Consider the following 20,046-nt stretch of genomic DNA (forward strand, 5'->3'; position numbering starts at 1 on the left):
GTTTTGAAAAAGGTCGGGACAAGACGATGCAGTTTTTGATTCGGAAAACAGCTTTGCAGACGGGTGGTGCGCACCAGAGCGGCCCCGTTGTTTTCGGTTCCCGCCCCACAGATCCCCAGTTATTTTTAAAAAAGGCCCCTGTTTCAGGGGCTTTTTTTTGTGCCCGAAAAACCTTCATTGATGTCAAAGGGAATGCAGACGATGACCAATCCACTCTATAAGAAACATGTCATCTCCATTTCGGACCTGACCCGGCCCGACATGGAACTGGTGGTCGCAACCGCACAGCGGTTGAAGGCCGAGCCCGACACCCGCCTGTTGAAAGACAAGCTGATTGCCAGCTGCTTCTTCGAAGCGTCTACCCGTACCCGCCTCTCGTTCGAGACCGCGGTCCAGCGCCTGGGTGGCAACATCATCGGCTTCGCCGACGGCGGCAACACCAGTGCCAAGAAGGGCGAGACCCTGGCCGACTCCATCAAGATCATCGGCTCCTACTCAGATGCGGTAGTGATGCGCCACCCGAAAGAGGGCGCAGCCCGCCTCGCTTCCGAGTTCTCCCGGGTACCGGTCATCAACGGTGGTGACGGTTCCAACCAGCATCCGACCCAGACCCTGCTCGACCTCTTCTCCATCCATGAGACCCAAGGCAAGCTCGATGGCCTCAACGTGGCCTTCGTGGGTGACCTGAAATACGGCCGCACCGTCCACTCCCTGGCCCAGGCCCTGAGCCTGTTCAACTGCCGCTTCTTCTTCATCTCCCCGGAAGCGCTGGCGATGCCGGACTACATCTGCGAAGAGCTGGAAGAGAAGGGCATACGGTTCAGCGTGCACGAAACCATGGAAGAGGTGATGCCGGAGCTCGATATCCTCTACATGACCCGGGTGCAGAAAGAGCGCTTCGACGAGACCGAATACAAGCACATGGCCGCCAAATTCGTGCTGGAGCTGGCGACCCTGGAAGGGGCCAAACCCACCATGAAGATCCTGCACCCCCTGCCCCGCGTCGACGAGATCGATGTGGCGGTCGACAAGACGCCCTACGCCTACTACTTCCAGCAGGCGGAAAACGGGGTCTACGCGCGCCAGGCACTGCTGGCTCTGGTACTGAACGAAACCGTCTAAGGGAAAAGGGGAACATCATGTCCGAGAAGAATCAACTGCAAGTCGAAGCCATCCGTCACGGCTCCGTCATCGACCACGTCCCCGCTGGCCAGGGCATCAAGATCCTCAAGCTGTTCCAGCTGATCGAGACTCAGGAGCGGATCACCGTCGGCTTCAACCTCAAATCCGGCGCGCTGGGCAAAAAGGATCTCATCAAGATAGAGAACACCCGCCTGACCGCGGAACAGGCCAACCAGCTGGCCCTGTTCGCCCCCAAGGCGACCGTCAACATCATCGAAGACTTCGCCGTGGTGAAGAAGCATCAGCTGGAACTGCCTGAGTTCATTACCGGTGTGTTCCACTGCCCCAACTCCAACTGCATCTCCCACAACGAGCCGGTCGACAGCTACTTCCGGGTGCGCGAGGTGAAGGGCGTGGTACGCATGAAGTGCAAATACTGCGAGAAGTCCTTCACCCAGGACATCGTCAGCGAACGTTATTGATAGCCAAGTGGGCCCCAACGGGCCCATTTTTGACCCCTGTCACATCACAGATTCTCCGTTTAGCTATAATTTGCCATCCTATAAAGGCTAAACATCGTTGATTCCCTGCCTCACGTCTTACCATCAGAATTTTTAGCTATAAAAAAGCATTGATGGCAGATATCGAGCGATAGCCTCCGGTCACCGTCAAAGGAAATCGCCGTGGTCAAAACCCTCAGTCGTCCCGTTGAACAAGAGCCCGATCTGGCCCAGCTGGATGCCTGTCGCCAGATCATCGGCCAGCACTGCTACAGCACCCAGGAAGAGATCCGCCGCGAGCTATCGATGCGCGGCTTTGCCGACATCAGCCAGTCCACCATCTCCCGTCTGTTGCGTCGCCTCGGCGTGGCCAAGGCCCAGAATGCCAACGGCAAGAAGGTCTACACCCTGGTGGACGATCAGCTGGAACCCGCCGGCAGCACCCGCTCCATTCACGACATGGTGCGCGAAGTGGTGCACAACCAGCAGATGGTGCTGATCCACACCACACCGGGCGCCGCCACCGTAGTGGCCCGCCTGCTGGATCGCAACGCCAATCCGGAGATCATGGGCGCCGTCGCCGGCAACGATGTTGTGCTGGTCGCCCCGCGCCATATCAGCCGTACCCGTCAGGCCCACGCCGCCGTGGTGCGCACCCTGGAACAGGCCCGCTGACCTCCTCCCCTGAATGAAAAAGGCGACCCTGGGGTCGCCTTTTTGTTGCCTGAGCGCCGCTCGTATCATCACCCGCCCCTGCCGTTTTCCCCGACACCTCCCACATTGCGCTACGGCAAATAGCTATCCACGTTATCCAGCCATAAAAAACGGGAGCCACAGGCTCCCGTTTCATATTGCATGTCATCGGTGTCATGAGAGCACGGCGCCCAGGCTCAGGCAAACCACGATCAGCACTGTCAGGATACCGAGCAGCGGAGCCACCCACTTCAGCCAGCGCACATAAGGCACCTTGGCGATGGCAAGACCGCCCATGACGACGGCGGAAGTCGGGGTCACCAGGTTCACCAGACCGGAGGCAGACTGATAAGCGGTCACCACCAGCTCGCGACCCACGTTGGCGAAGTCAGCCAGCGGCGCCATGATAGGCATGGTCAGCACGGCCAGACCGGATGAGGATGGCACCAGGAAGGAGAGCACCACTTCCAGCACGAACATGACGTTGATGAACACCACTGTGGAGAGACCGGTCACTATTCCTTCTGCGCTGTGCAAAATGGTGTGAGTGATCATGCCGTTGTCCATCACCACCACGATACCGCGAGCGATGCCAATGATCAGGGCCACACCGAGCAAGTCGCGGGCACCGTCGATGAAGTTGGTGGTCAGCTCCTCTTCGCTCATGCGGGAGATGACACCGACTATGATGGCGGCAGCCAGGAAGACGCCGGAGATCTGCGCCATCCACCAGCCGAGCACGGCCACACCGTAGATCATCACGGCGAAGGCGGCGACGAAAATACCCAGCACTATCTTGCGAGTAAGAGTGAACTCCAGCATCTGGTCGCTCTTGTTGCCAAGGAAGTGGGCACGGTTCTCTTCCCACTTGTCAGCCACCAGGGATTTGCTGGGGTCGTTACGCACCATCTTGGCGTAACGCATCACATAAGCCACGCACAGCAACCAGCCGGCCACCAGCATGGCGACGCGCAGCCAGATGCCGTCGGTGAAGGAGATGCCCGCCGCGTTGGCGGCAATGACGGTGGCGAACGGGTTAATGGTAGAACCCAGAGTACCGATACCGGCACCCAGCAACACGGTCGCAGCTGCCACTACCGGGTCGAAGCGGGCGGCCATCATCACGGGCACCAGCAAGGTGTAAAATGGCAGCGACTCTTCGGCCATGCCGTAGATGGTGCCCCCTGCGGCGAACAGCGCCATCAGGATCGGGATCATCCACTCTTCACGGCCACGCAGCCGATCGGTGACCCGTTCGATACCGGCATCGATGGCACCCGTCTTGGTCACAATGCCAAGAAAACCACCGATGATCAGGATGAAGAGGGAGACGTCGATGGCGCCTGCCTCATAAGTGTCATGGTTGTAGAGACCATCGATAGGTGCCAGCAGCACGTCGACTATCCCCTGGGGATTCCCCTCTACCAGCTTGTAGGTTCCGGCCACCGGCACTTCCTTGCCGAGGGCGTCGTTCATGATCATGTCGTATTTGCCGGCTGGCACTACCCAGCTCAGGGCGGCCACCAAGGCGATCAGCACAAACAGTATCGTGTAGGCTGACGGGAACTTGAATTTGGTCATGGTCCAGCTTCCTTCTGTGGTGTGGTATCCATGCAAGCTGCGGGTTGTAGGGTTAGAGGTATTATGCCGCTGTCACATGGTCGAAAAGCCGGGGGTTGCCCCCCGGCACCACTACTGCGACCTTAGTCGCCCAGCGTAGCAACCATCACTGCCTTGATGGTGTGCATCCGGTTTTCGGCCTCGTCAAACACGATACTGTGCTCTGATTCGAACACGTCCTCGGTCACTTCCAGACCTTTCATCCCATATTTGTCAGCCACTTCCTTGCCCATGGTGGTTTCATCGTTGTGGAACGCCGGCAGGCAGTGCATAAACTTCACATCCGGGTTCTTGGTGGCGTTGATGACGTCCATGTTGATCTGATACGGGGTCATCAGTTTCACCCTTTGATCCCAGGCTTCTTTTGCTTCACCCATGGATACCCAAACGTCGGTGTAGAGGAAATCGGTGCCCAGCACACCCTCTTTCACATCTTCGGTCAGGGTGATGCGAGCGCCGGTTTCTTCGGCGATCAGGCGGCACTTGGCAACCAGATCCTCTTCCGGCCAGAAGGCTTTGGGGGCAACCAGGCGGATATCCATGCCCATCTTGGCGGCACCGACCATCAGGGAGTTGCCCATGTTGTTGCGGGCATCACCCAGGTAGGCGAACTTGATTTGATCCAGACGTTTGCCCTTGCCGTGCTCCAGCATGGTCATGAAGTCGGCCAGGATCTGGGTCGGGTGGAATTCGTTGGTCAGGCCGTTCCATACTGGGACACCGGCATAAGCGCCCAGCTCTTCCACGATCTCTTGGCCGTAGCCGCGGTATTCGATGCCGTCATACATACGCCCCAGCACACGGGCGGTGTCCTTCATGGACTCCTTGTGACCGATCTGGGAACCGCTTGGGCCGAGGTAGGAGACTTGCGCGCCCTGGTCGAAGGCCGCCACTTCAAACGCACAGCGGGTGCGGGTGGAGGTCTTCTCGAAGATCAGGGCGATGTTTTTGCCGGTCAGGTGTTTGCGCTCATAGCCACCGTATTTGGCTTTTTTCAGGTCGATGGCGAGTTCGATCATGTATTGGATTTCACGTGGGGTGAAGTCCAGCAGTTTCAGGAAGTTACGGTTACGCAGATTAAAAGCCATGATGAGTTCTCTCTCTATATTTGTTCAGACCAAATAGGCAGTAGTGTTGGCTACGCATTCACAGTTCAAATTTATTCGAGTCATATTCGGGTGCGCTATTGGCTACACACCCACGGTGCGAGTGGCGATGATATTGGTACCGGCTTCTCCCTTGAGGATGGCCAGACCATCTTCCAGCGAGCCGATCCCGACCATGCCGCCGGTCGCTTTGACAAATTCACAGGACGCCTCAACCTTGGGCCCCATGGAACCGGCATCGAACTTGACGCCAGCCAGTTCATCCGGGCTGGTGACTCGCAGCGGATGCTGGGTCGGCTTGCCCCAATCCAGGTAGACGGCATCCGCGTCGGTCAGGATCAGCAGGGCATCGGCCTTGATCTGCTTGGCCAGATAGGCGGCAGACATGTCCTTGTCGATGACGGCTTCGATACCGGTCAGGCACTGGCCATCCCAGGTCACGGGAATGCCACCACCACCGGTGCAGATGATGAGGTGACCCTGGGCGATCAGGGTTTCGATGGCGTCGCCCTCGACGATGCGCTGGGGCAGCGGGGACGGCACCACGCGGCGGAAGAACTTGCCGTCAGCCTTGACGACCCAGCGCTTCTCTTCAGCCAGGGCGCGAGCTTCCGCTTCCTCATAGACGGGGCCGATAAATTTGGTCGGATTGGCAAATGCCGGATCCTTGGGGTCAACCTGCACCTGAGTCAGCAGCGCGGTCACATTGCGGCTCGGCATCAGGTTTTTGAGCTCCTGGATCAGCATGTAGCCGATCATGCCCTGGGACTCGGCGCCCAGCACATCCAGGGGATAGGGAGACACCTTGGTATAGGCGCTGTTTTGCAGGGCCAGCAGACCGACTTGCGGGCCGTTGCCGTGCACCAGCACCACGTTGTACTCCTGAGCTATCAGGGCGATGGTCTTGGCGGCGGTGGCGATATTCTTGCGCTGGATATCCGCTTCAAGGGGCTCGCCACGACGGAGCAGGGCATTGCCACCCAGGGCGACGACGACAGTTGGTTTTTTCATGAGTGTTGATCTCGAGTCTTGGTATGTGTGGCGCCAGCCTCTGCCGGCGCCACGCCGTCTTGTCAGATGCCGTCACGTTCCATCGGGCAGCTCATGCAGCGGGCGCCGCCGCGGCCACGACCCAGTTCTTCACCCGGAATGGAGAGAACTGTGATGCCGGCCTTGTCATATTTCTCGTTGGTGTAGGTATTGCGCTCATACCCCACCACCACGCCAGGACGCACTGTCAGCACGTTGTTGGCATCGTTCCACTGTTCGCGTTCGGCTTCGAAGCTGTCACCACCCGTGGTGATGAGCTTGAGCTGATCCACGCCCAGCGCTTTTTCAATGGCGGAAACAAAGTAACCCTCTTCCTTGATGTTCATGCCGGTGGCACCGCCCGGAGTCAGGCTCCAGCAGTTCACGTCCTTGCGGATGACTTCCGGATAGACGGAGAAGGTATCTATATCCATGTGGGTCATGACGGTATCCAGGTGCATGCAGCTGCGGTGTTTCGGCAGTTGCATGGCGATGACCTGTTTGGCCTGACCGTGTTTGAACAGGCTGCGAGCCAGGTGCTCGACCCCTTGCGGCGTGGTGCGCTCGGACATGCCGATGAGCACGGAGCCACGACCGATCACCAGCACATCTCCCCCTTCGATGGTGGAGTTGTCATAGTCATGATCCTCATCACCGAAGTACTTGATGAAGTCCTGACCGGCGAACTGCGGGTGCCAGCGGTAGATGGCCTTCACATGGTTGGTTTCACGGCGACGGGCGGCCTTGGCCATGGGGTTGATGGAGACGCCACCGTAAACCCAGCAGGAGGTGTCACGGGTAAAGAGATGGTTCGGCAGAGGTTCAATGATGAAATCGGTCGGAGCGTGCATGCCGACGACCATGTTGACGCCACTGTAAGGCATCTCTGAGTAGGTCAGGCCGCCGGAGAGGATGCGGGCCAGCTCACGGTGCGGCATGTCCGCCAGGAAGCAACGCACGTCATTGGCAAGAGAAGAGCCGAGACGATAATCGGAGACCTGATGTTGCAACAGCCAGGTTTTGGCTTCCGGCACATCCAGGGTTTCAGCCAACAGGTTGGTCAGCAGGAAAACTTCGACATTCTGATCGCGCAGTACCTGAGCGAATTTGTCGTGCTCCTGACCGGCACGCTCAACGGACAGGACATCGTCGAACAGCAGATCCTGGCAGTTGGAGGGGGTCAGACGCTTCAGACTGAGGTTGGGACGGTGCAGCATAACGCGGCGCAATTGGCCAACTTCAGAACCTACATAAAATTTGCTCATGATTATATTCCGTCTAGCAGTGGTCCCTGCGAGTGATTGAATAGATTCCTTCTATTCATGCTCGTGGCTAAGGCGGGATATTCTTTATGTAGGGTACTCAGCTTGTGTTCTATCCTGCCCTTGCCTTTCGAGACCGAGGTTAGACCTGCAAATCACGCCAAACTTGGACATTGATCACATTCAGCCAGAACTGAATAAAACCACAGTTTATTCTTTGACGAGCATAACAGAACTGACAATCTCCCATTCAACGGAACCGATTGAATAAGCAATTTCCTACACTTTAATTTCATATTTCAGCTTATTTCATTCATTTTAAATCTCGACAGCGCAAAACAAACCAAAACAAAAAAACTTGTTTTTCATACACATAAAGAGAAATTCTTAATCTATTGAATTTAATATTCAAAAAAATGAATTCTTCACTGATTTTAAAGGGAGGGAGACCAAGATAAATAGTCATAACCGGATCGCCCACTGAATAATCCTCTTCTTGTCCCAGATCATGGCATTGTGCCAGACCCGCCAGCACAGGCCTGTGCCGCAAGCTGTCAGTGACATACCTTTTATATGGATATGCACAAAACCAGCATCTTGGTCATGCATTTTTCACCGACCCTGCCACACCCTCTTTTCAAACTTTTTTCATTAGTTGAATTTATTTCGCAACCTTGCGTCACAGGCCTACTCGACTTAACTCAGAAAGTGATCCGGATCACGCCCTGTTCTGTCACCAAGGAGATAGTCATGAAGATCAAGTCCCTGTTTCTGCTTGCCGCCCTGGTTCTGCCCGTAACACCGTCACTGGTCAGCGCACAAGGCGCCCCCGCCATCCCCATGGTGGTCTGCCATGTGGACAAGGCCCCCCAGATGCTGGTCCCCGAGTATGTGTGTCAGTGGTACGGAGGTCGTCAGCACTACTGAGTGTGAAAGCCAGGAGGAGCCCGGCTCCTCTTGGCTTGTCATGCATCAACCCCCTCCTATACTCAAGGCAGCTATTTTTCATAGGGATAGGGGACTGTCATGATCCTGCTGGTCGGTGGTGAAAAGGGTGGGAGCGGCAAGAGTTGCCTGGCTCAGAATCTGGCAGTCGACCTCAGAACCCGGTTTCATGGCGAAGTGTTATTGGTCGATTGTGACCCCCAGCGCACCACCTCCGACTGGATCCAGGAGCGCAACGACAACCCGGATCTCCCCCAGATCAACTGCGTGCAGCTCTACGGCAACATTCGCAACGACCTGCTCAGCCTAAAGAACCGCTACGACTACGTCATCGTTGACTGCGGTGGTCAGGATAACCGGGCTCTGCGCTCCACCATGGCGGTGGCTACCCATGCCCTGATCCCGCTTAGACCCAAGCGCCGCGACCTCAAAACGTTGCCGCACATGGAAGACCTCATCACCACCTGCAAGATGGTCAATCCCACCCTCAAGGCTGCCGTTGTACTGACCCAGTGCCCTGCTCTGCCCAACCAGGTAAAACGCATTCTGGAGGCCAAGGAGGTCTGCTCCTCGTTCGGGGTCGATGTACTGAACGCCATCACCTACAGCCGCAACGTCTATGACGACAGCGAAGAGAAGGGGCTCTCCGTCATGGAGATCGAGCCAGATGGCAAGTCGGCCGAAGAGATCCGGACCATCGCCAAAGAGTTTTTGGAGCTGGAGGTGTGAAATGGGCCTTGCCGACCTGAAGAAGAAGCACAATCTGCATCATCAGAAGAAATTCACCATCGACGAGTTTATCGAGGATGCGGATTTCTACGCCAAGGGCAAACCCAAAGTAGTCAGTCTTGAGCTGAGCCTGCATCGGGATGAAGCCCTGACGGCGCTCGCCTTTATCGAGCGTGGCGAACACCTGAAACCCAGCTATAAAAAGGCAACTTTCTCCCTGAGTACGGCGGCCATCGACGAGCTGGGCAACCTGACCCAGCAGGACGGCATGAACAAATCCCTGCTGTTGCGCCTGTTCACCCACTACTTCTCCTCTCTTAGCCAGGAAGAGCGCCAAACCATCTATGAGCGGCTGCAAGAGCACAACTGAATCTCACCGTATTGACAGCCATTCTCATCCCCCTGCTCCCCTGTAGTGACTCCCTCTCCACTTCCTGAACCCGAGTTAAATGGAGTGTGAGACATTCGCCATTGACTGCGTAAGCCATGCGCCTAAAAAGACCCCGCGATAGTCGGAAGACAGGATCGAAAAACCTGAACAAAAAATTATTAACGCAATGATTTTAAAAACAAAAAAACCATAAAGGTTTCCTTCGTAACCAGATCGGTAAAAACGTTTTTCACACTGCCGTTGTCGTCCCTCCTGAAATCCTTATAGTTACTCCTGCACGGACGCAATGAAGTCGGTCAGGAAGACTGGCTGCCAGGGTTGGGCAAATGGACTCACCACAGGATGTGGTAAAGGACACCTCCCGGGACGGAGAAAGTGCGACGGGAACGGATGACTCGTCAGGCCATGATGGCTAAAGGACACCCCAAAGGATTGGGAAGGGGAAACCTAAAGGAAGAGGTATAGTCAGGGATTGCAGGGAGCAACTTCGTTCAAGGATATGAGCGATAAGACTATCGGGGGCGACGCAAGTCGCCCCCATCTTTTTGGCCTTTTTTACCTCGGCCACACCATAGCGCTATTACGCCAGTCGGAAGTGCCCCACGATTTCTCTCAGCCGATCATAAGTCTTCTGCATCGACGCCGAGCTTGCCACCGTCTCTTCCCCGTTGCTGGTCAGCTGACGGATCACCTCGGCAATGGCACTCATGTTGCGATTGATCTCTTCCGCTACCGCACTCTGCTGCTCGGCCGCCGTAGCAATGTGGCTGATGAGATCGTTGATCTCCACCACTTCACCCGCCATCAAGTCCAGCGACTCGTTGACCTTGGTGGTGTTCTCGGCCGCCCCCTGGCAACTCTGCTTGGTATTGCTCATGGCATCCACCACTGTCTGGGTGCCCCGCTGCAAGCTGGCCAGCATGGTCTGGATTTCGGCCGTGCTCTTCTGGGTGCGGGCAGCCAGCGAGCGGACCTCGTCCGCCACCACAGCAAAACCCCGTCCCTGTTCACCAGCGCGAGCCGCCTCTATGGCAGCATTGAGCGCCAACAGGTTGGTTTGCTCGGCAATGCTGCCAATTACCCCAAGCACTGAACCAATCTGCTGCACATCCTGCTGCATGGCTTCGATGGATCGCGCCGTCGCCGCCACCTCGTCCACCAGCGCCATCACGCTGGCCATGGCCTGATCGACTACCTGACGGGATTGATCCGCCAGCTGCTGGCTCTGGCCGGTGAGCTGGGCCGTGCTGGCGGCACTCTCCGAGACGGAAACCGCAGTGCGACTCATCTCATTGATGGCCGTCACCACCTGTTCGGTCTCGCGCACATGATCCGCCAGCAAGGATTGAGCGGCACCGGTCTGGTTGGCCAATCCTTCGATGCCGGTATTGAGCTGGCCACTCGCCCCCTGCACCTCTCTCATCATCTCCTGCAGACGCTCGATGAAACGGTTGATGCCAGCCGAGATCTGGCCCAGGTCATCCTTGCTCGTCACCGCCAGTCGGCGGGTCAGGTCGCCGCTGCCGCGAGAAAGCTCCAGCACCAGATCCCGCAACGAGAGGATGGGACGATAGGCCACATTGAGCGCCAGCATGGCCAGCACCAGCACCAGTACAGCCACCGCCAGCAGGGCCATGACAATCTTGCCGTTGAGTGCCTGGGTCATGGCGCGGATATAGTCGAGATCGACATAACCGGTCAGGGTCCAGCTGCTGCCACGAATATCCAGCTGATTGGGGCGAGACTCGCTCCCTCCCTGCGGCTTGCTGCTGTAGAGCACATTGCCCTGACCGTCAGCAAGGGAGAAGTAGCGCCCTTCCCCGCTCACTTTCTCCAGCAGACGCTTGAACTCGCTCATGTCGAGGTAATAAAGGTAGGCAGAATCGGCACCGCGCGGCACCAGTATGGTAATGACCGGCTTGCCATCCACCTGTTGTAACGGGCTGATGGTGATCTGGTTGTTGGCTTCGGGGATCAGCTTGCGCAGGGCATCCACCTTGGCCGCATCGTTGATGACACCGCCTACGTCGAATGCCATGTCGCCAATCACCTTGACGATGTTGTGAAATCCGGTCTCTTGCAGGGTCTTTTTGACGTTGGTCACGCCGAAGTTGAGGTTGGCCGCCAGCAGGATTTTCTGATTGATGTCTCCCGCCAGCTTCTCTTTGACGAGCGCTATCTGTTCATTGATGTTCTGGGTGGACTGGGTTCGAATGTAACCACTTATAAAGTGATTCACACTGAACCAGGCGGTGCCGATGGTGACCAGAATGGCCAATAGCAGCAAGAGGTAAATCTTGACCTTGAATGGCATGGGTTCCCTCCAGAATGGAGGGCCGGCATTGCCAACCCTCCCTGCCAATTGTTATTTCTTCTTGGCGTACTTCATGGAGTCCAGAGCCACCGCCAGTATGATGATGCCGCCCTTGATGATGAACTGCCAGTAAGGGCTGACTCCAATATAGGTCAGGCCGTAGTTGATCAGGGTGAAGATGAGCACCCCTGTGATCACGCCGGCAACCGTCCCCACACCACCGGCGAACGAAACCCCACCCACCACGCAGGCTGCGATGGCATCCAGCTCGTACATGAAGCCCAGGTTGTTGGTAGCACTGCCTACACGGCCCGCTTCCAGCATGCCGCCGAAGGCGTAGAAGACACCGGCCAGGGCATAGATCATCACCAGGTTGACTGCCACATTGACACCGGAAACCTTGGCGGCCTCGGGGTTGCCGCCGATGGCGAAGATGTTTTTGCCAAAGCGGGTCTTGTTCCACAGCACCCAGACAAAGACGCTGGCGATGGCTGCATAGAAGGTGAGATACGAAAGCTTGAACCCCCCTATCCGGATAAAGCCCTGCGCGAAACTCGAGAAGCGGGGGTCAAAACCGGCCACCGGCGAGGCACCCACGGAGTCAAAGTAGAGGGAGTTGATGCCGTAGACGATGATCATGGTACCCAGGGTGGTAATGAACGGGGTTACGTTCAGATAGGCCACGATCAGACCGTTAACCAGCCCGATCAACGCCCCCACGGCACACACCAGCAGGATCACCACGGGAATAGGCACTTCCCCCAGGCTGGGAAACACCTTGTTGACGTTGGTCAGCGCCTGCAACATGGTCGCCGCAATCAGCGCCGCCAGACCGACCTGACGACCGGCCGAGAGATCCGTCCCCTGGGTGATGATAATGCCCGCCACCCCCAGCGCTATGATGACCCGCACCGAAGACTGGGTCAGGATGTTGCTGAAGTTGGTGAGGCTCAGGAAGGAGGGCTCCTGGATCACTATGACCATGAGCAGCACCAGCAGCACCAAATAGATGGCGTTTTCCTTGAGCGCCTGCATCAGATTGAAATTTTTAGCCGACTCCATAAATGTCTTCCTGTCTCTAGAGGTACAGAGATGCCAGGCGCAGTATCTCGCTCTGGTCAGTTTCTTTGGTGTTGACGATCCCGGCGACCCGGCCATTGCTCATCACCATGATGCGATCCGTGATGCCGAGCAGCTCGGGCATTTCAGACGAGATGATGATGATGCCCTTGTCCTTCTTCGCCAGCTCCAGGATGAGCTGGTAGATCTCGAACTTGGCCCCCACGTCGATGCCGCGGGTCGGTTCATCCAGCATCAGGATCTCCGGCTGGGTCAGCAGCCAGCGGCCGATAATGACCTTCTGCTGGTTGCCACCGGAGAGGGAGCCGATCTGCGTCTGCTGGGTCGGCGTCTTGACCCGCATGGCGTCGATGACCCACTGGGTGTCGCTCTTCATCTTGTTGTTGCTGAGCAGTCCCATGGAGCCCTTGTAGCTGTCCATGTTGGCGATCAGGGAGTTGAAGGCGATATCAAGGCGCGAATAGATGCCGGTGGAGCGGCGCTCTTCCGTCACCAGGGCGAAACCGTTCAAGATGGCCTCATGCGCCGTATGATTCGCCACTACCTTGCCGTGCAGCTTGATGGCACCCGCACTGTGATCGCGAATACCGAACAGGGTTTCTACTATGTCGGTGCGCTTGGCCCCCACCAGCCCGGCGATGCCGAGGATCTCCCCCTTGTGCAGGTTGAAGGTCACGTCCTGGATGGAGGGCTGGTTTTTGGCCGTCAGATGTTCGACCTCGAGGATCACCTCTTTGGGCTGGTTGGTTTTTTCCGGGAAGCGCTGGGTCAGCTCGCGACCGACCATCATGCCGATGATCTGATCCATGGTCATGCCCTTGAGCGGCTGGGTTGCCACCCACTGGCCATCCCGCAATATGGTGATCTCGTCACACAGCTGGAAGATCTCTTCCATCTTGTGGGAGATATAGACGATGCCGCAGCCCTTCTCTTTCAGCTTGTTGATGATCTTGAAGAGGTGGTTTACCTCTTTCTCGGTCAGGGAGGAGGTAGGTTCGTCCATGATGACGATCTTGGCGTCATAGGAGAATGCCTTGGCGATCTCGATCATCTGCATCTGGGACACGGAGAGCGTGCCCACCTTGACCTTGGGATCGATATCGATATCCAGCTCGTCAAAGATGCGCTTGGTATCGTCATACATCTTGCCGTGGTCGACAAACCAGCCCTTGGTGGGATAGCGACCTAGCCACATGTTGTCCATCACGGTGCGCTGCAATACCAGGTTGAGTTCCTGATGCACCATGGAGACGCCATTTTCCAGCGCCTCTTTGGAGGAGGTGAAATTGACCTCCTGCCCCTTGAAGAAAATCTTGCCCTGATCCTTTTCATAGATGCCGAACAGGCACTTGAGCAGCGTGGATTTCCCTGCCCCGTTCTCGCCCATCAACGCATGCACAGAATGAGGACGGACCCGTAAATTGACATTATCGAGTGCCTTGACGCCGGGAAAGCTTTTACTGACGTCAATCATCTCCAACAGCCATTCTGATTGTTGCTGTGTTGTCATATCAGCCATCACATCTGGTTGAAAAAAGGGCAAGGGGATCTCCCTTGCCCTGGAGGAGGGAGTTACTCGAATTGAGACAGGTTGTCTTTATCCACACCCACGTAGGCAACACGTACGACCTTGTCGACGATAGTCCACTGGGTACCTTCACCGGCCGGCTTGCCTTCAGCCAGATTCTTGGTCAGCTCGAAGGTGGCTTTGGCCTGGTTGGCTGCATCGTTCAGCACGGTGCCCGCCATGGCACCGCTCTTGACCATGGCCAGCGCCTCGGGCAGCGCATCGACGCCGAACACCGGAATGGCGGTCTTGCCCTGGGCTTTCAGTGACTCGACGGCGCCCATTGCCATGCCGTCATTGTTGGCAATGACCACTTCAATCTTGTTGGCGTTGGGGCCGGAGATCCAGGCATCCATCTTGTCCTTGGCCATGGCGGTATCCCACATACCTGTATCCATGTGCAGCTGCTCCGTCTTGAGACCGCCATCGTTCAGGGTCTTGACGACGTAGGAGGTGCGGGCTTCGGCATCCGGGTGGCCCGGCTCGCCCTTGAGCAGCACGAACTGGATGACGCCATCCTTGTTCAGATCCCACTCGGGATGAGCTTTCCAGTGTTTGGCGATCAGCTGACCCTGAATGATGCCTGACTCCTTGGAGTCGGTACCCACGTAGTAAGCCTTCTCATAGCTGGCCAGATCGGCAGTGCTCGGCTCCTTGTTGTAGAAGACGACCGGAATATCTTCGCCACGGGCCTTCTCAATCACGACAGGAGCAGCCGCCGGGTCAACCAGGTTGATCGCCAGGGCCTTCACGCCCTTGGCCAGCAGCACGTCGATCTGATCGTTCTGCTTGGACTGGTCATTCTGGGAGTCATTCATCAGCAGCTCCACACCCGGGTTTGCCGCTGCTTCCTTCTCGATGGCCTTGCGTACCACAGCCATAAAGTTGTCGTCGTACTTGTAGACGGTAACCCCCAAACGGGTTTCGGCATGGGCAGTGGCCCCTGCCATCAGGCTCATCAGTACGGCGGCAACTGTCGTGATTTTTTTCATTGTTATGCTCCGATCTCTCTATCTGTTTTTGTAGGGAATGCTGTACACCAATTGAACTGGCGCCAGCCTAATGTAATCAGTTTGTTGTATGTCGGTCTGTGATCATGGCAACAAAATGAAAACGTTTACACTCTGTTACATAGCAATAAATTCATTAAAAATCATGGTGTTGAAGTTAACCCCGATTGATGGGGACCTGAACGTGCCTTTTCGCTACCTATGAGCAGGTCAGATTCAGCGTAGAACACAGTTCCAATAGTAGCTCCCTGGCTGCAACCAATATTCCGGTCGCACGCTCTGGCTCCAGGAATCATCGCCACCCACCCCCATATGAAAACCATCGAGACAGAGGTGCAGGCCTCCCTGCGCCACCAGATCGGTCTGATGGCGCGCCAGGGTCAACTGCTGCTGACTGTAGCGACTGACGCTGAAGTGGAACTGCCCTTCGAACGTCAGGTCCCCCAGCAACAGTTGGCGCGTCTCACAACGCAGTCCGTTGTCGGTCGGGAACACATAAGGGGTGTGCAGAGCCGTCAGAGGCAACTGCCAGCGACCGAGATCTGCGCCAAGCAGGCGATCCGGATAGTTCTCATGGGGGCCGCGGCCCAGCCAGCTCACCTCATTGAACTCATGGTTCACTCCTTCATCCAGCCAGAGCCTGGCACCGATACGGGGCAGCGATGGCATGTCTGCGGCGACCTCCACCCTGATGGTGAGTCCCATGGCACCATCGGCGCCAAAGCTGTGCTGCCAGCGGGTCGATAGCTTGAGCGCCTCGTTGACGAAGTAACCGTGGGTGACCACCACACAGCCCTGATGAGCATTGACCTCCAACCCGAGACAGCGATGCTGCAGATGGTTGAGCCCTGCCCTTTCCCAACGGGCAATCCAGGCGTCGGGATCGGCGTGATCCGCTTCGCTGGTGCCTATGTCGTTGTCCAGCGGCGCGCGATAGAAGTGATCGGCAATGGCCTCCCGCAGCCGCTCGCGGCCATGTTTCTGCCAACTGCGGATACGGCCGCTGCTTTTGTCCAGTTGCCACTCGCTGCCAGCCGCGCAGACAAGCCAGTGATCCGGCTGCTCGCTTATCGCGGCAGGGTTAAACGCCGCCGGAATCGCCATGGGCGTTGGCAGCATAAATTGCTGGTGCGCCACCTCATGATCCGGCTCGGCCCAGGCCGTAGCTGCGGGTTGCACTATGGCCAGCTCCAGCCAGGCGAGGGAGCCTGCCGCAAAGGCTGGCAGCGTATCCAGCAAGGTCAGCGCCACACTGGCCCGAGGTGCGAGTGTGAGTGGGCATTCCCCCTGCAGCACGACAACGCCGTTCTCGCACAGTCGCCAGCGCAGCAATTCGTTATCCGTGGTACGGAACAGGTATTCACTGTCGATCCCCACCACCAGGGGATGCTGGCTCAGCAATGTCAGCTCGAAAAATTGCTGGGCCCGCTTTGCCTCGAACAGGGCGGGATGGGGCGTCCTGTCCGGAAACAGCAGGCCATTGCAGCAGAACTGGCGATCGTTGGGCTGGTCGCCGAAGTCACCGCCGTAAGCCCAATAGTGGCGGCTATCGCCGGTCTGTTTGTCGAGCCCCTGATCCACCCAATCCCACACGAAGCCGCCCTGCAGCCTGGGATGATCGCGAAACGCCTGCCAATAGTGAGCAAAGCCCCCCAGGCTGTTGCCCATGGCATGGGCGTATTCACACAGGATGAGTGGCCGGGTCTCGCCCGGCAGGCCGATCCACTTGGCCAGCGCCCACTTGGGCACGGCCGGGAAGGGTTGATCCTGATGGGTACGGGCATACATGGGGCAGATGATGTCGGTAGCGGGCGTGTCGGCCCCGCCTCCTTCGTACTGGACCGGACGACTCGGATCACTGCGCTTGAGCCAGCCATACATGGCGTCGTGGGCAGGGCCATAGCCGGATTCGTTGCCCAGTGACCAGATGATGATGGAGGGGTGGTTGAAGTCGCGCGCCACCATGCGGGTGACCCGCTCCAGAAACGCGCCACTCCAGGCGGGATCCTGCGCCAGTCGCCCCATGGGCACCATGCCATGGGTCTCCAGGTTCGCCTCGTCCACCACGTAGAGACCGAGCCGATCGCACAGGCGATAAAAGTCAGGATGATTGGGGTAGTGGGAGCAGCGCACCGCGTTGAAGTTGTGTTGTTTCATCAACCGCAGATCCTGCTCCATGGCGGCAGGGGTCACCACATGGCCCAGGGCTGCGTCGTGTTCATGACGATTGGCACCGCGAATGAGCAGAGGCTGGCCATTGACCCGCAGCAGACCGTCACGGATCTCCACCGCCCGGAAGCCCACGTCATGGGCCTCGCTCTCGATGGGCTCGCCCTGTTCATCCAGCAGGGTCAGGGTCAGTCGATAAAGGTGGGGCGTCTCGGCGCTCCACTTGTGCGGCGCCGCTACCTCCAGCCATAGCTCGGCCCTGTCTGTGTAAGCGCCCTTCTCGTCGATGGCGCCTGTGCCCAGCGGCTGGCGCCGGTCGGCGATCAGCGTCTCACCGAAATAGAGCTTGGCCTCCACCGCCAGCCCGGCCCCCTCATTGACTTGCAGCGCCACCTTGAGGCGAGCATCTCGATAACAGGCATCCAGCACGGGTGTCAGCCGCACATCCATCAGATGGCGCTCGGGTTTGTTCAGCAGGCTGACGGAACGGAAAATCCCGCCGAGGCGCCACATGTCCTGATCTTCCAGATAGGAGCCATCAGACCAGCGCAGCACCAGCACCGCCAACCGGTTGCAACCGGCATTGAGGTATGGACTCAGATCGAATTCGGCAGGCAGCCGGCTGTCCTGGGAATAACCGATCCAGCGGCCGTTGCAGAACAGGTAGAAGGCGCTGTCCACCCCATCGAAGATGATGCGAGTCTGGCAGCTGGCCGGCCAGTCGGCGGGCAACTCGAACTCGCGGGAGTAACAGCCGGTCGGATTGTCTGCCGGTACCCTGGGCGGATCACAGGGGAAGGGATACTTGATATTGGTGTAGATGGGGCCGTCAGTGGCGGGACGCGACGCCGGATAGGCGGCATCCAGCTGCCAGTTGCCGGGCACTGAGATGGCACAGGCATCCGCCAGATCCTGCTCTAGCCACTGCTCAGGCACGAACTCCGGTGCCTCGAAGAAGGAGAAACGCCATTCGCCATCCAGCAGCAACCGTGACGGTGAGGCGAGAGCGGTACGGGCATCCGCCTCACTGCGCCAGCTGAACAAGGGGGTATGAGCCGCCAGACGATTCACCGATGTAATCGCCTGGGTCTGCCAATCCTGACGGGCCACTATCTCCCTGAGCATCTTTTTCTCTCCCTGCATCGACGCTGAAAACCTATGCAGTGTAGGGGAGTTTTGCCTGGGGATCGGCGATCTCGCTCACACAGATGTAAACGATTACACCAATTGTGTTAAGTAAAGCAGGGTAAAAAATCGCTAAATGAAGGTAAAAATGAGCGCAGCCGGATCGCCCACCTGAAAAAAGGCGATCCGGGACAGGAAACTGACGGAAATAGGAGGGATCAGGCTCGAACGGGTGCCACAGAATGACGATTGATCAGCGTCGGGGTGTAAATGCGGCTCTGCACAGCTTCACTTTCACCCGCCGCCAGCTGCAACGCCAGCTTGGCTGCCTGGGCCGCCATCAGCTCGATGGGATAACGCATGGTGGAAAGCTTGGGCCTCAGGTATCGGGCGTAGATGATGTCGTCGAAGCCCACCACCGAGACCTCCTCAGGCACCTTGAGGCCGTTGTCAGCCAGCACGGAGATGGCCCCCGCAGCCATGGCATCGTTGTAGGCAACCACGGCCGTGATGTGCTGCCCTTTGGCCAGCAGGTTGAGCATGGCGCGCTCCCCCCCCTCCTCGTTGGGCATGCCGCTCTCGACCAGCTCGGGATCGGCGCGCAGCCCAGCCTCGGTCAACGCATCCTGGTAACCCTGCAACCGCAAGGTAGCATCCTCGATGGCGTGGTCCGAGCTGAGAAAAGCGATATGCCGGTGGCCCAGCTCCAGCAGATGCCGGGTCGCAGTGGCGGCCCCCTGTCGATTATTGAGAGCGATGCAGCGCCCCTTCAAGGCAGGAATATCGCGATTGATCAGCACCATGCCGGGCACCCGCAGGGCATAATCGATCAACTCCTTGTCACTCAACGCCTTGCTGTGTACCACCAGCGCCTCGCACCGCTTGCCGATCAGCAAGTCGATGGACTCGCGCTCTTGCTGCGCCCTGTGAAAACCATTACCCATCAGCAGGTGCAATCCCTGCTCCACCGCCACCGCAGCGACCCCCTTGATCAGGGCACCGAAGAAGGGATCTGCCACGTCACCCACCAGCACGCCCATGGTGTCACAGGTCTTGCTGACCAGTGCTCGGGCGTTGGCGTTGGGGGTATAGCCCAACTCGGCCATGGCTTTTTGTACCACCTCGCGAGAAGCAGCACTGGCCTTGGGTGAGTTGTTCATCACCCGTGAAACCGTTGCCACAGATACATTGGCCAAACGGGCGACATCCTTGATGGTACTCATGCTGTTTTCACTTATTTCACGGTTCAAGACGGAGCCATTATACCGGGCATCATCAGTGATGACAGGGGAAAAAGCCAAGTCGTGTCATTTATGACCACACACGCAAGTGTAATCGTTTACACGCTTTTGTTAAGCAGTTCACAGTTTGCTCGTCAGGGGCT

Annotated in this window: 16 protein-coding genes; 6 read left to right on the plus strand and 10 right to left on the minus strand. The window is 57.6% G+C overall.

Going from position 1 to position 20,046, the window contains the following annotated elements; all coding sequences use genetic code 11:
- The first annotated feature begins 201 nt into the window (after positions 1 to 201).
- From pyrB to ONZ54_RS21210, 3 genes are all read left to right on the plus strand, one after another.
- Positions 202 to 1,122 carry an aspartate carbamoyltransferase gene (gene pyrB, locus ONZ54_RS21200; RefSeq protein WP_162626278.1) on the plus strand — a complete coding sequence of 307 codons (921 nt, stop codon included), beginning with the start codon at positions 202 to 204 and terminating at the stop codon, positions 1,120 to 1,122.
- 17 nt (positions 1,123 to 1,139) lie between these two features.
- Positions 1,140 to 1,604 carry an aspartate carbamoyltransferase regulatory subunit gene (gene pyrI / locus ONZ54_RS21205; RefSeq protein ID WP_005318436.1) on the plus strand — a complete coding sequence of 155 codons (465 nt, stop codon included), beginning with the start codon at positions 1,140 to 1,142 and terminating at the stop codon, positions 1,602 to 1,604.
- A gap of 201 nt (positions 1,605 to 1,805) precedes the next feature.
- On the plus strand, positions 1,806 to 2,297 hold the full coding sequence (locus tag ONZ54_RS21210) for an arginine repressor (RefSeq protein WP_005318434.1): 492 nt from the start codon (positions 1,806 to 1,808) through the stop codon (positions 2,295 to 2,297).
- Between the two features lie 192 nt (positions 2,298 to 2,489).
- On the opposite strand, the gene ONZ54_RS21215 is transcribed toward ONZ54_RS21210, so the two are convergent.
- The 4 genes from ONZ54_RS21215 to arcA form a co-directional block, all read right to left on the minus strand.
- On the minus strand, positions 2,490 to 3,896 hold the full coding sequence (locus ONZ54_RS21215) for a YfcC family protein (RefSeq protein WP_005318432.1): 1,407 nt from the start codon (positions 3,894 to 3,896) through the stop codon (positions 2,490 to 2,492).
- 122 nt (positions 3,897 to 4,018) lie between these two features.
- Positions 4,019 to 5,023 carry an ornithine carbamoyltransferase gene (gene argF / locus ONZ54_RS21220; protein ID WP_271787079.1) on the minus strand — a complete coding sequence of 335 codons (1,005 nt, stop codon included), beginning with the start codon at positions 5,021 to 5,023 and terminating at the stop codon, positions 4,019 to 4,021.
- Between the two features lie 102 nt (positions 5,024 to 5,125).
- Positions 5,126 to 6,052, minus strand: coding sequence for a carbamate kinase (gene arcC, locus ONZ54_RS21225; RefSeq protein WP_087756965.1), 927 nt, complete (start codon positions 6,050 to 6,052; stop codon positions 5,126 to 5,128).
- Positions 6,053 to 6,114: 62 nt separating this feature from the next.
- On the minus strand, positions 6,115 to 7,335 hold the full coding sequence (gene arcA, locus ONZ54_RS21230) for an arginine deiminase (protein ID WP_058395113.1): 1,221 nt from the start codon (positions 7,333 to 7,335) through the stop codon (positions 6,115 to 6,117).
- Positions 7,336 to 8,082: 747 nt separating this feature from the next.
- Here arcA and ONZ54_RS21235 point away from each other — a divergent pair.
- The 3 genes from ONZ54_RS21235 to ONZ54_RS21245 all read left to right on the plus strand — a co-directional run bounded on the left by ONZ54_RS21235 (position 8,083) and on the right by ONZ54_RS21245 (position 9,376).
- The gene (locus ONZ54_RS21235; protein ID WP_021140778.1) at positions 8,083 to 8,259 is read left to right on the plus strand and encodes a hypothetical protein; all 177 of its coding nucleotides are present in this window, start codon (positions 8,083 to 8,085) and stop codon (positions 8,257 to 8,259) included.
- A 99-nt stretch (positions 8,260 to 8,358) separates the two neighbouring features.
- Positions 8,359 to 9,006, plus strand: coding sequence for a nucleotide-binding protein (locus ONZ54_RS21240; protein ID WP_058395114.1), 648 nt, complete (start codon positions 8,359 to 8,361; stop codon positions 9,004 to 9,006).
- A gap of 1 nt (position 9,007) precedes the next feature.
- Entirely contained in the window at positions 9,008 to 9,376 is a 369-nt protein-coding gene (locus ONZ54_RS21245) for a CopG family transcriptional regulator (protein WP_096118916.1), read from the plus strand.
- Positions 9,377 to 9,977: 601 nt separating this feature from the next.
- Here ONZ54_RS21245 and ONZ54_RS21250 read toward each other — a convergent pair.
- From ONZ54_RS21250 to ONZ54_RS21275, 6 genes are all read right to left on the minus strand, one after another.
- The gene (locus tag ONZ54_RS21250; protein WP_125600130.1) at positions 9,978 to 11,711 is read right to left on the minus strand and encodes a methyl-accepting chemotaxis protein; all 1,734 of its coding nucleotides are present in this window, start codon (positions 11,709 to 11,711) and stop codon (positions 9,978 to 9,980) included.
- A 51-nt stretch (positions 11,712 to 11,762) separates the two neighbouring features.
- Complete coding sequence (mglC, locus tag ONZ54_RS21255) at positions 11,763 to 12,773, minus strand: galactose/methyl galactoside ABC transporter permease MglC (RefSeq protein ID WP_017412477.1); 1,011 nt, start codon at positions 12,771 to 12,773, stop codon at positions 11,763 to 11,765.
- Positions 12,774 to 12,789: 16 nt separating this feature from the next.
- Positions 12,790 to 14,310, minus strand: coding sequence for a galactose/methyl galactoside ABC transporter ATP-binding protein MglA (gene mglA, locus ONZ54_RS21260; protein WP_021141103.1), 1,521 nt, complete (start codon positions 14,308 to 14,310; stop codon positions 12,790 to 12,792).
- A 53-nt stretch (positions 14,311 to 14,363) separates the two neighbouring features.
- Positions 14,364 to 15,350 carry a galactose/glucose ABC transporter substrate-binding protein MglB gene (mglB, locus tag ONZ54_RS21265; RefSeq protein ID WP_005318413.1) on the minus strand — a complete coding sequence of 329 codons (987 nt, stop codon included), beginning with the start codon at positions 15,348 to 15,350 and terminating at the stop codon, positions 14,364 to 14,366.
- A 234-nt stretch (positions 15,351 to 15,584) separates the two neighbouring features.
- Entirely contained in the window at positions 15,585 to 18,662 is a 3,078-nt protein-coding gene (locus tag ONZ54_RS21270) for a beta-galactosidase (protein WP_271787080.1), read from the minus strand.
- A gap of 218 nt (positions 18,663 to 18,880) precedes the next feature.
- On the minus strand, positions 18,881 to 19,885 hold the full coding sequence (locus tag ONZ54_RS21275; protein WP_271787081.1) for a substrate-binding domain-containing protein: 1,005 nt from the start codon (positions 19,883 to 19,885) through the stop codon (positions 18,881 to 18,883).
- Positions 19,886 to 20,046: the final 161 nt, after the last annotated feature.

Source organism: Aeromonas salmonicida (genome assembly GCF_028355655.1).
Lineage (GTDB): Bacteria > Pseudomonadota > Gammaproteobacteria > Enterobacterales > Aeromonadaceae > Aeromonas > Aeromonas salmonicida.

Excerpts from the sequence above, each read along its gene's own strand:
- mglC (WP_017412477.1), bottom strand. The coding sequence starts at position 12,773 with ATGGAGTCGGCTAAAAATTTCAATCTGATGCAGGCGCTCAAGGAAAAC.
- pyrI (WP_005318436.1), top strand. The coding sequence starts at position 1,140 with ATGTCCGAGAAGAATCAACTGCAAGTCGAAGCCATCCGTCACGGCTCC.
- ONZ54_RS21245 (WP_096118916.1), top strand. The coding sequence starts at position 9,008 with ATGGGCCTTGCCGACCTGAAGAAGAAGCACAATCTGCATCATCAGAAG.
- argF (WP_271787079.1), bottom strand. The coding sequence starts at position 5,023 with ATGGCTTTTAATCTGCGTAACCGTAACTTCCTGAAACTGCTGGACTTC.
- ONZ54_RS21270 (WP_271787080.1), bottom strand. The coding sequence starts at position 18,662 with ATGCTCAGGGAGATAGTGGCCCGTCAGGATTGGCAGACCCAGGCGATT.
- ONZ54_RS21275 (WP_271787081.1), bottom strand. The coding sequence starts at position 19,885 with ATGAGTACCATCAAGGATGTCGCCCGTTTGGCCAATGTATCTGTGGCA.
- arcA (WP_058395113.1), bottom strand. The coding sequence starts at position 7,335 with ATGAGCAAATTTTATGTAGGTTCTGAAGTTGGCCAATTGCGCCGCGTT.
- arcC (WP_087756965.1), bottom strand. The coding sequence starts at position 6,052 with ATGAAAAAACCAACTGTCGTCGTCGCCCTGGGTGGCAATGCCCTGCTC.
- ONZ54_RS21235 (WP_021140778.1), top strand. The coding sequence starts at position 8,083 with ATGAAGATCAAGTCCCTGTTTCTGCTTGCCGCCCTGGTTCTGCCCGTA.
- ONZ54_RS21250 (WP_125600130.1), bottom strand. The coding sequence starts at position 11,711 with ATGCCATTCAAGGTCAAGATTTACCTCTTGCTGCTATTGGCCATTCTG.
- mglA (WP_021141103.1), bottom strand. The coding sequence starts at position 14,310 with ATGGCTGATATGACAACACAGCAACAATCAGAATGGCTGTTGGAGATG.
- ONZ54_RS21215 (WP_005318432.1), bottom strand. The coding sequence starts at position 3,896 with ATGACCAAATTCAAGTTCCCGTCAGCCTACACGATACTGTTTGTGCTG.
- pyrB (WP_162626278.1), top strand. The coding sequence starts at position 202 with ATGACCAATCCACTCTATAAGAAACATGTCATCTCCATTTCGGACCTG.
- ONZ54_RS21240 (WP_058395114.1), top strand. The coding sequence starts at position 8,359 with ATGATCCTGCTGGTCGGTGGTGAAAAGGGTGGGAGCGGCAAGAGTTGC.
- mglB (WP_005318413.1), bottom strand. The coding sequence starts at position 15,350 with ATGAAAAAAATCACGACAGTTGCCGCCGTACTGATGAGCCTGATGGCA.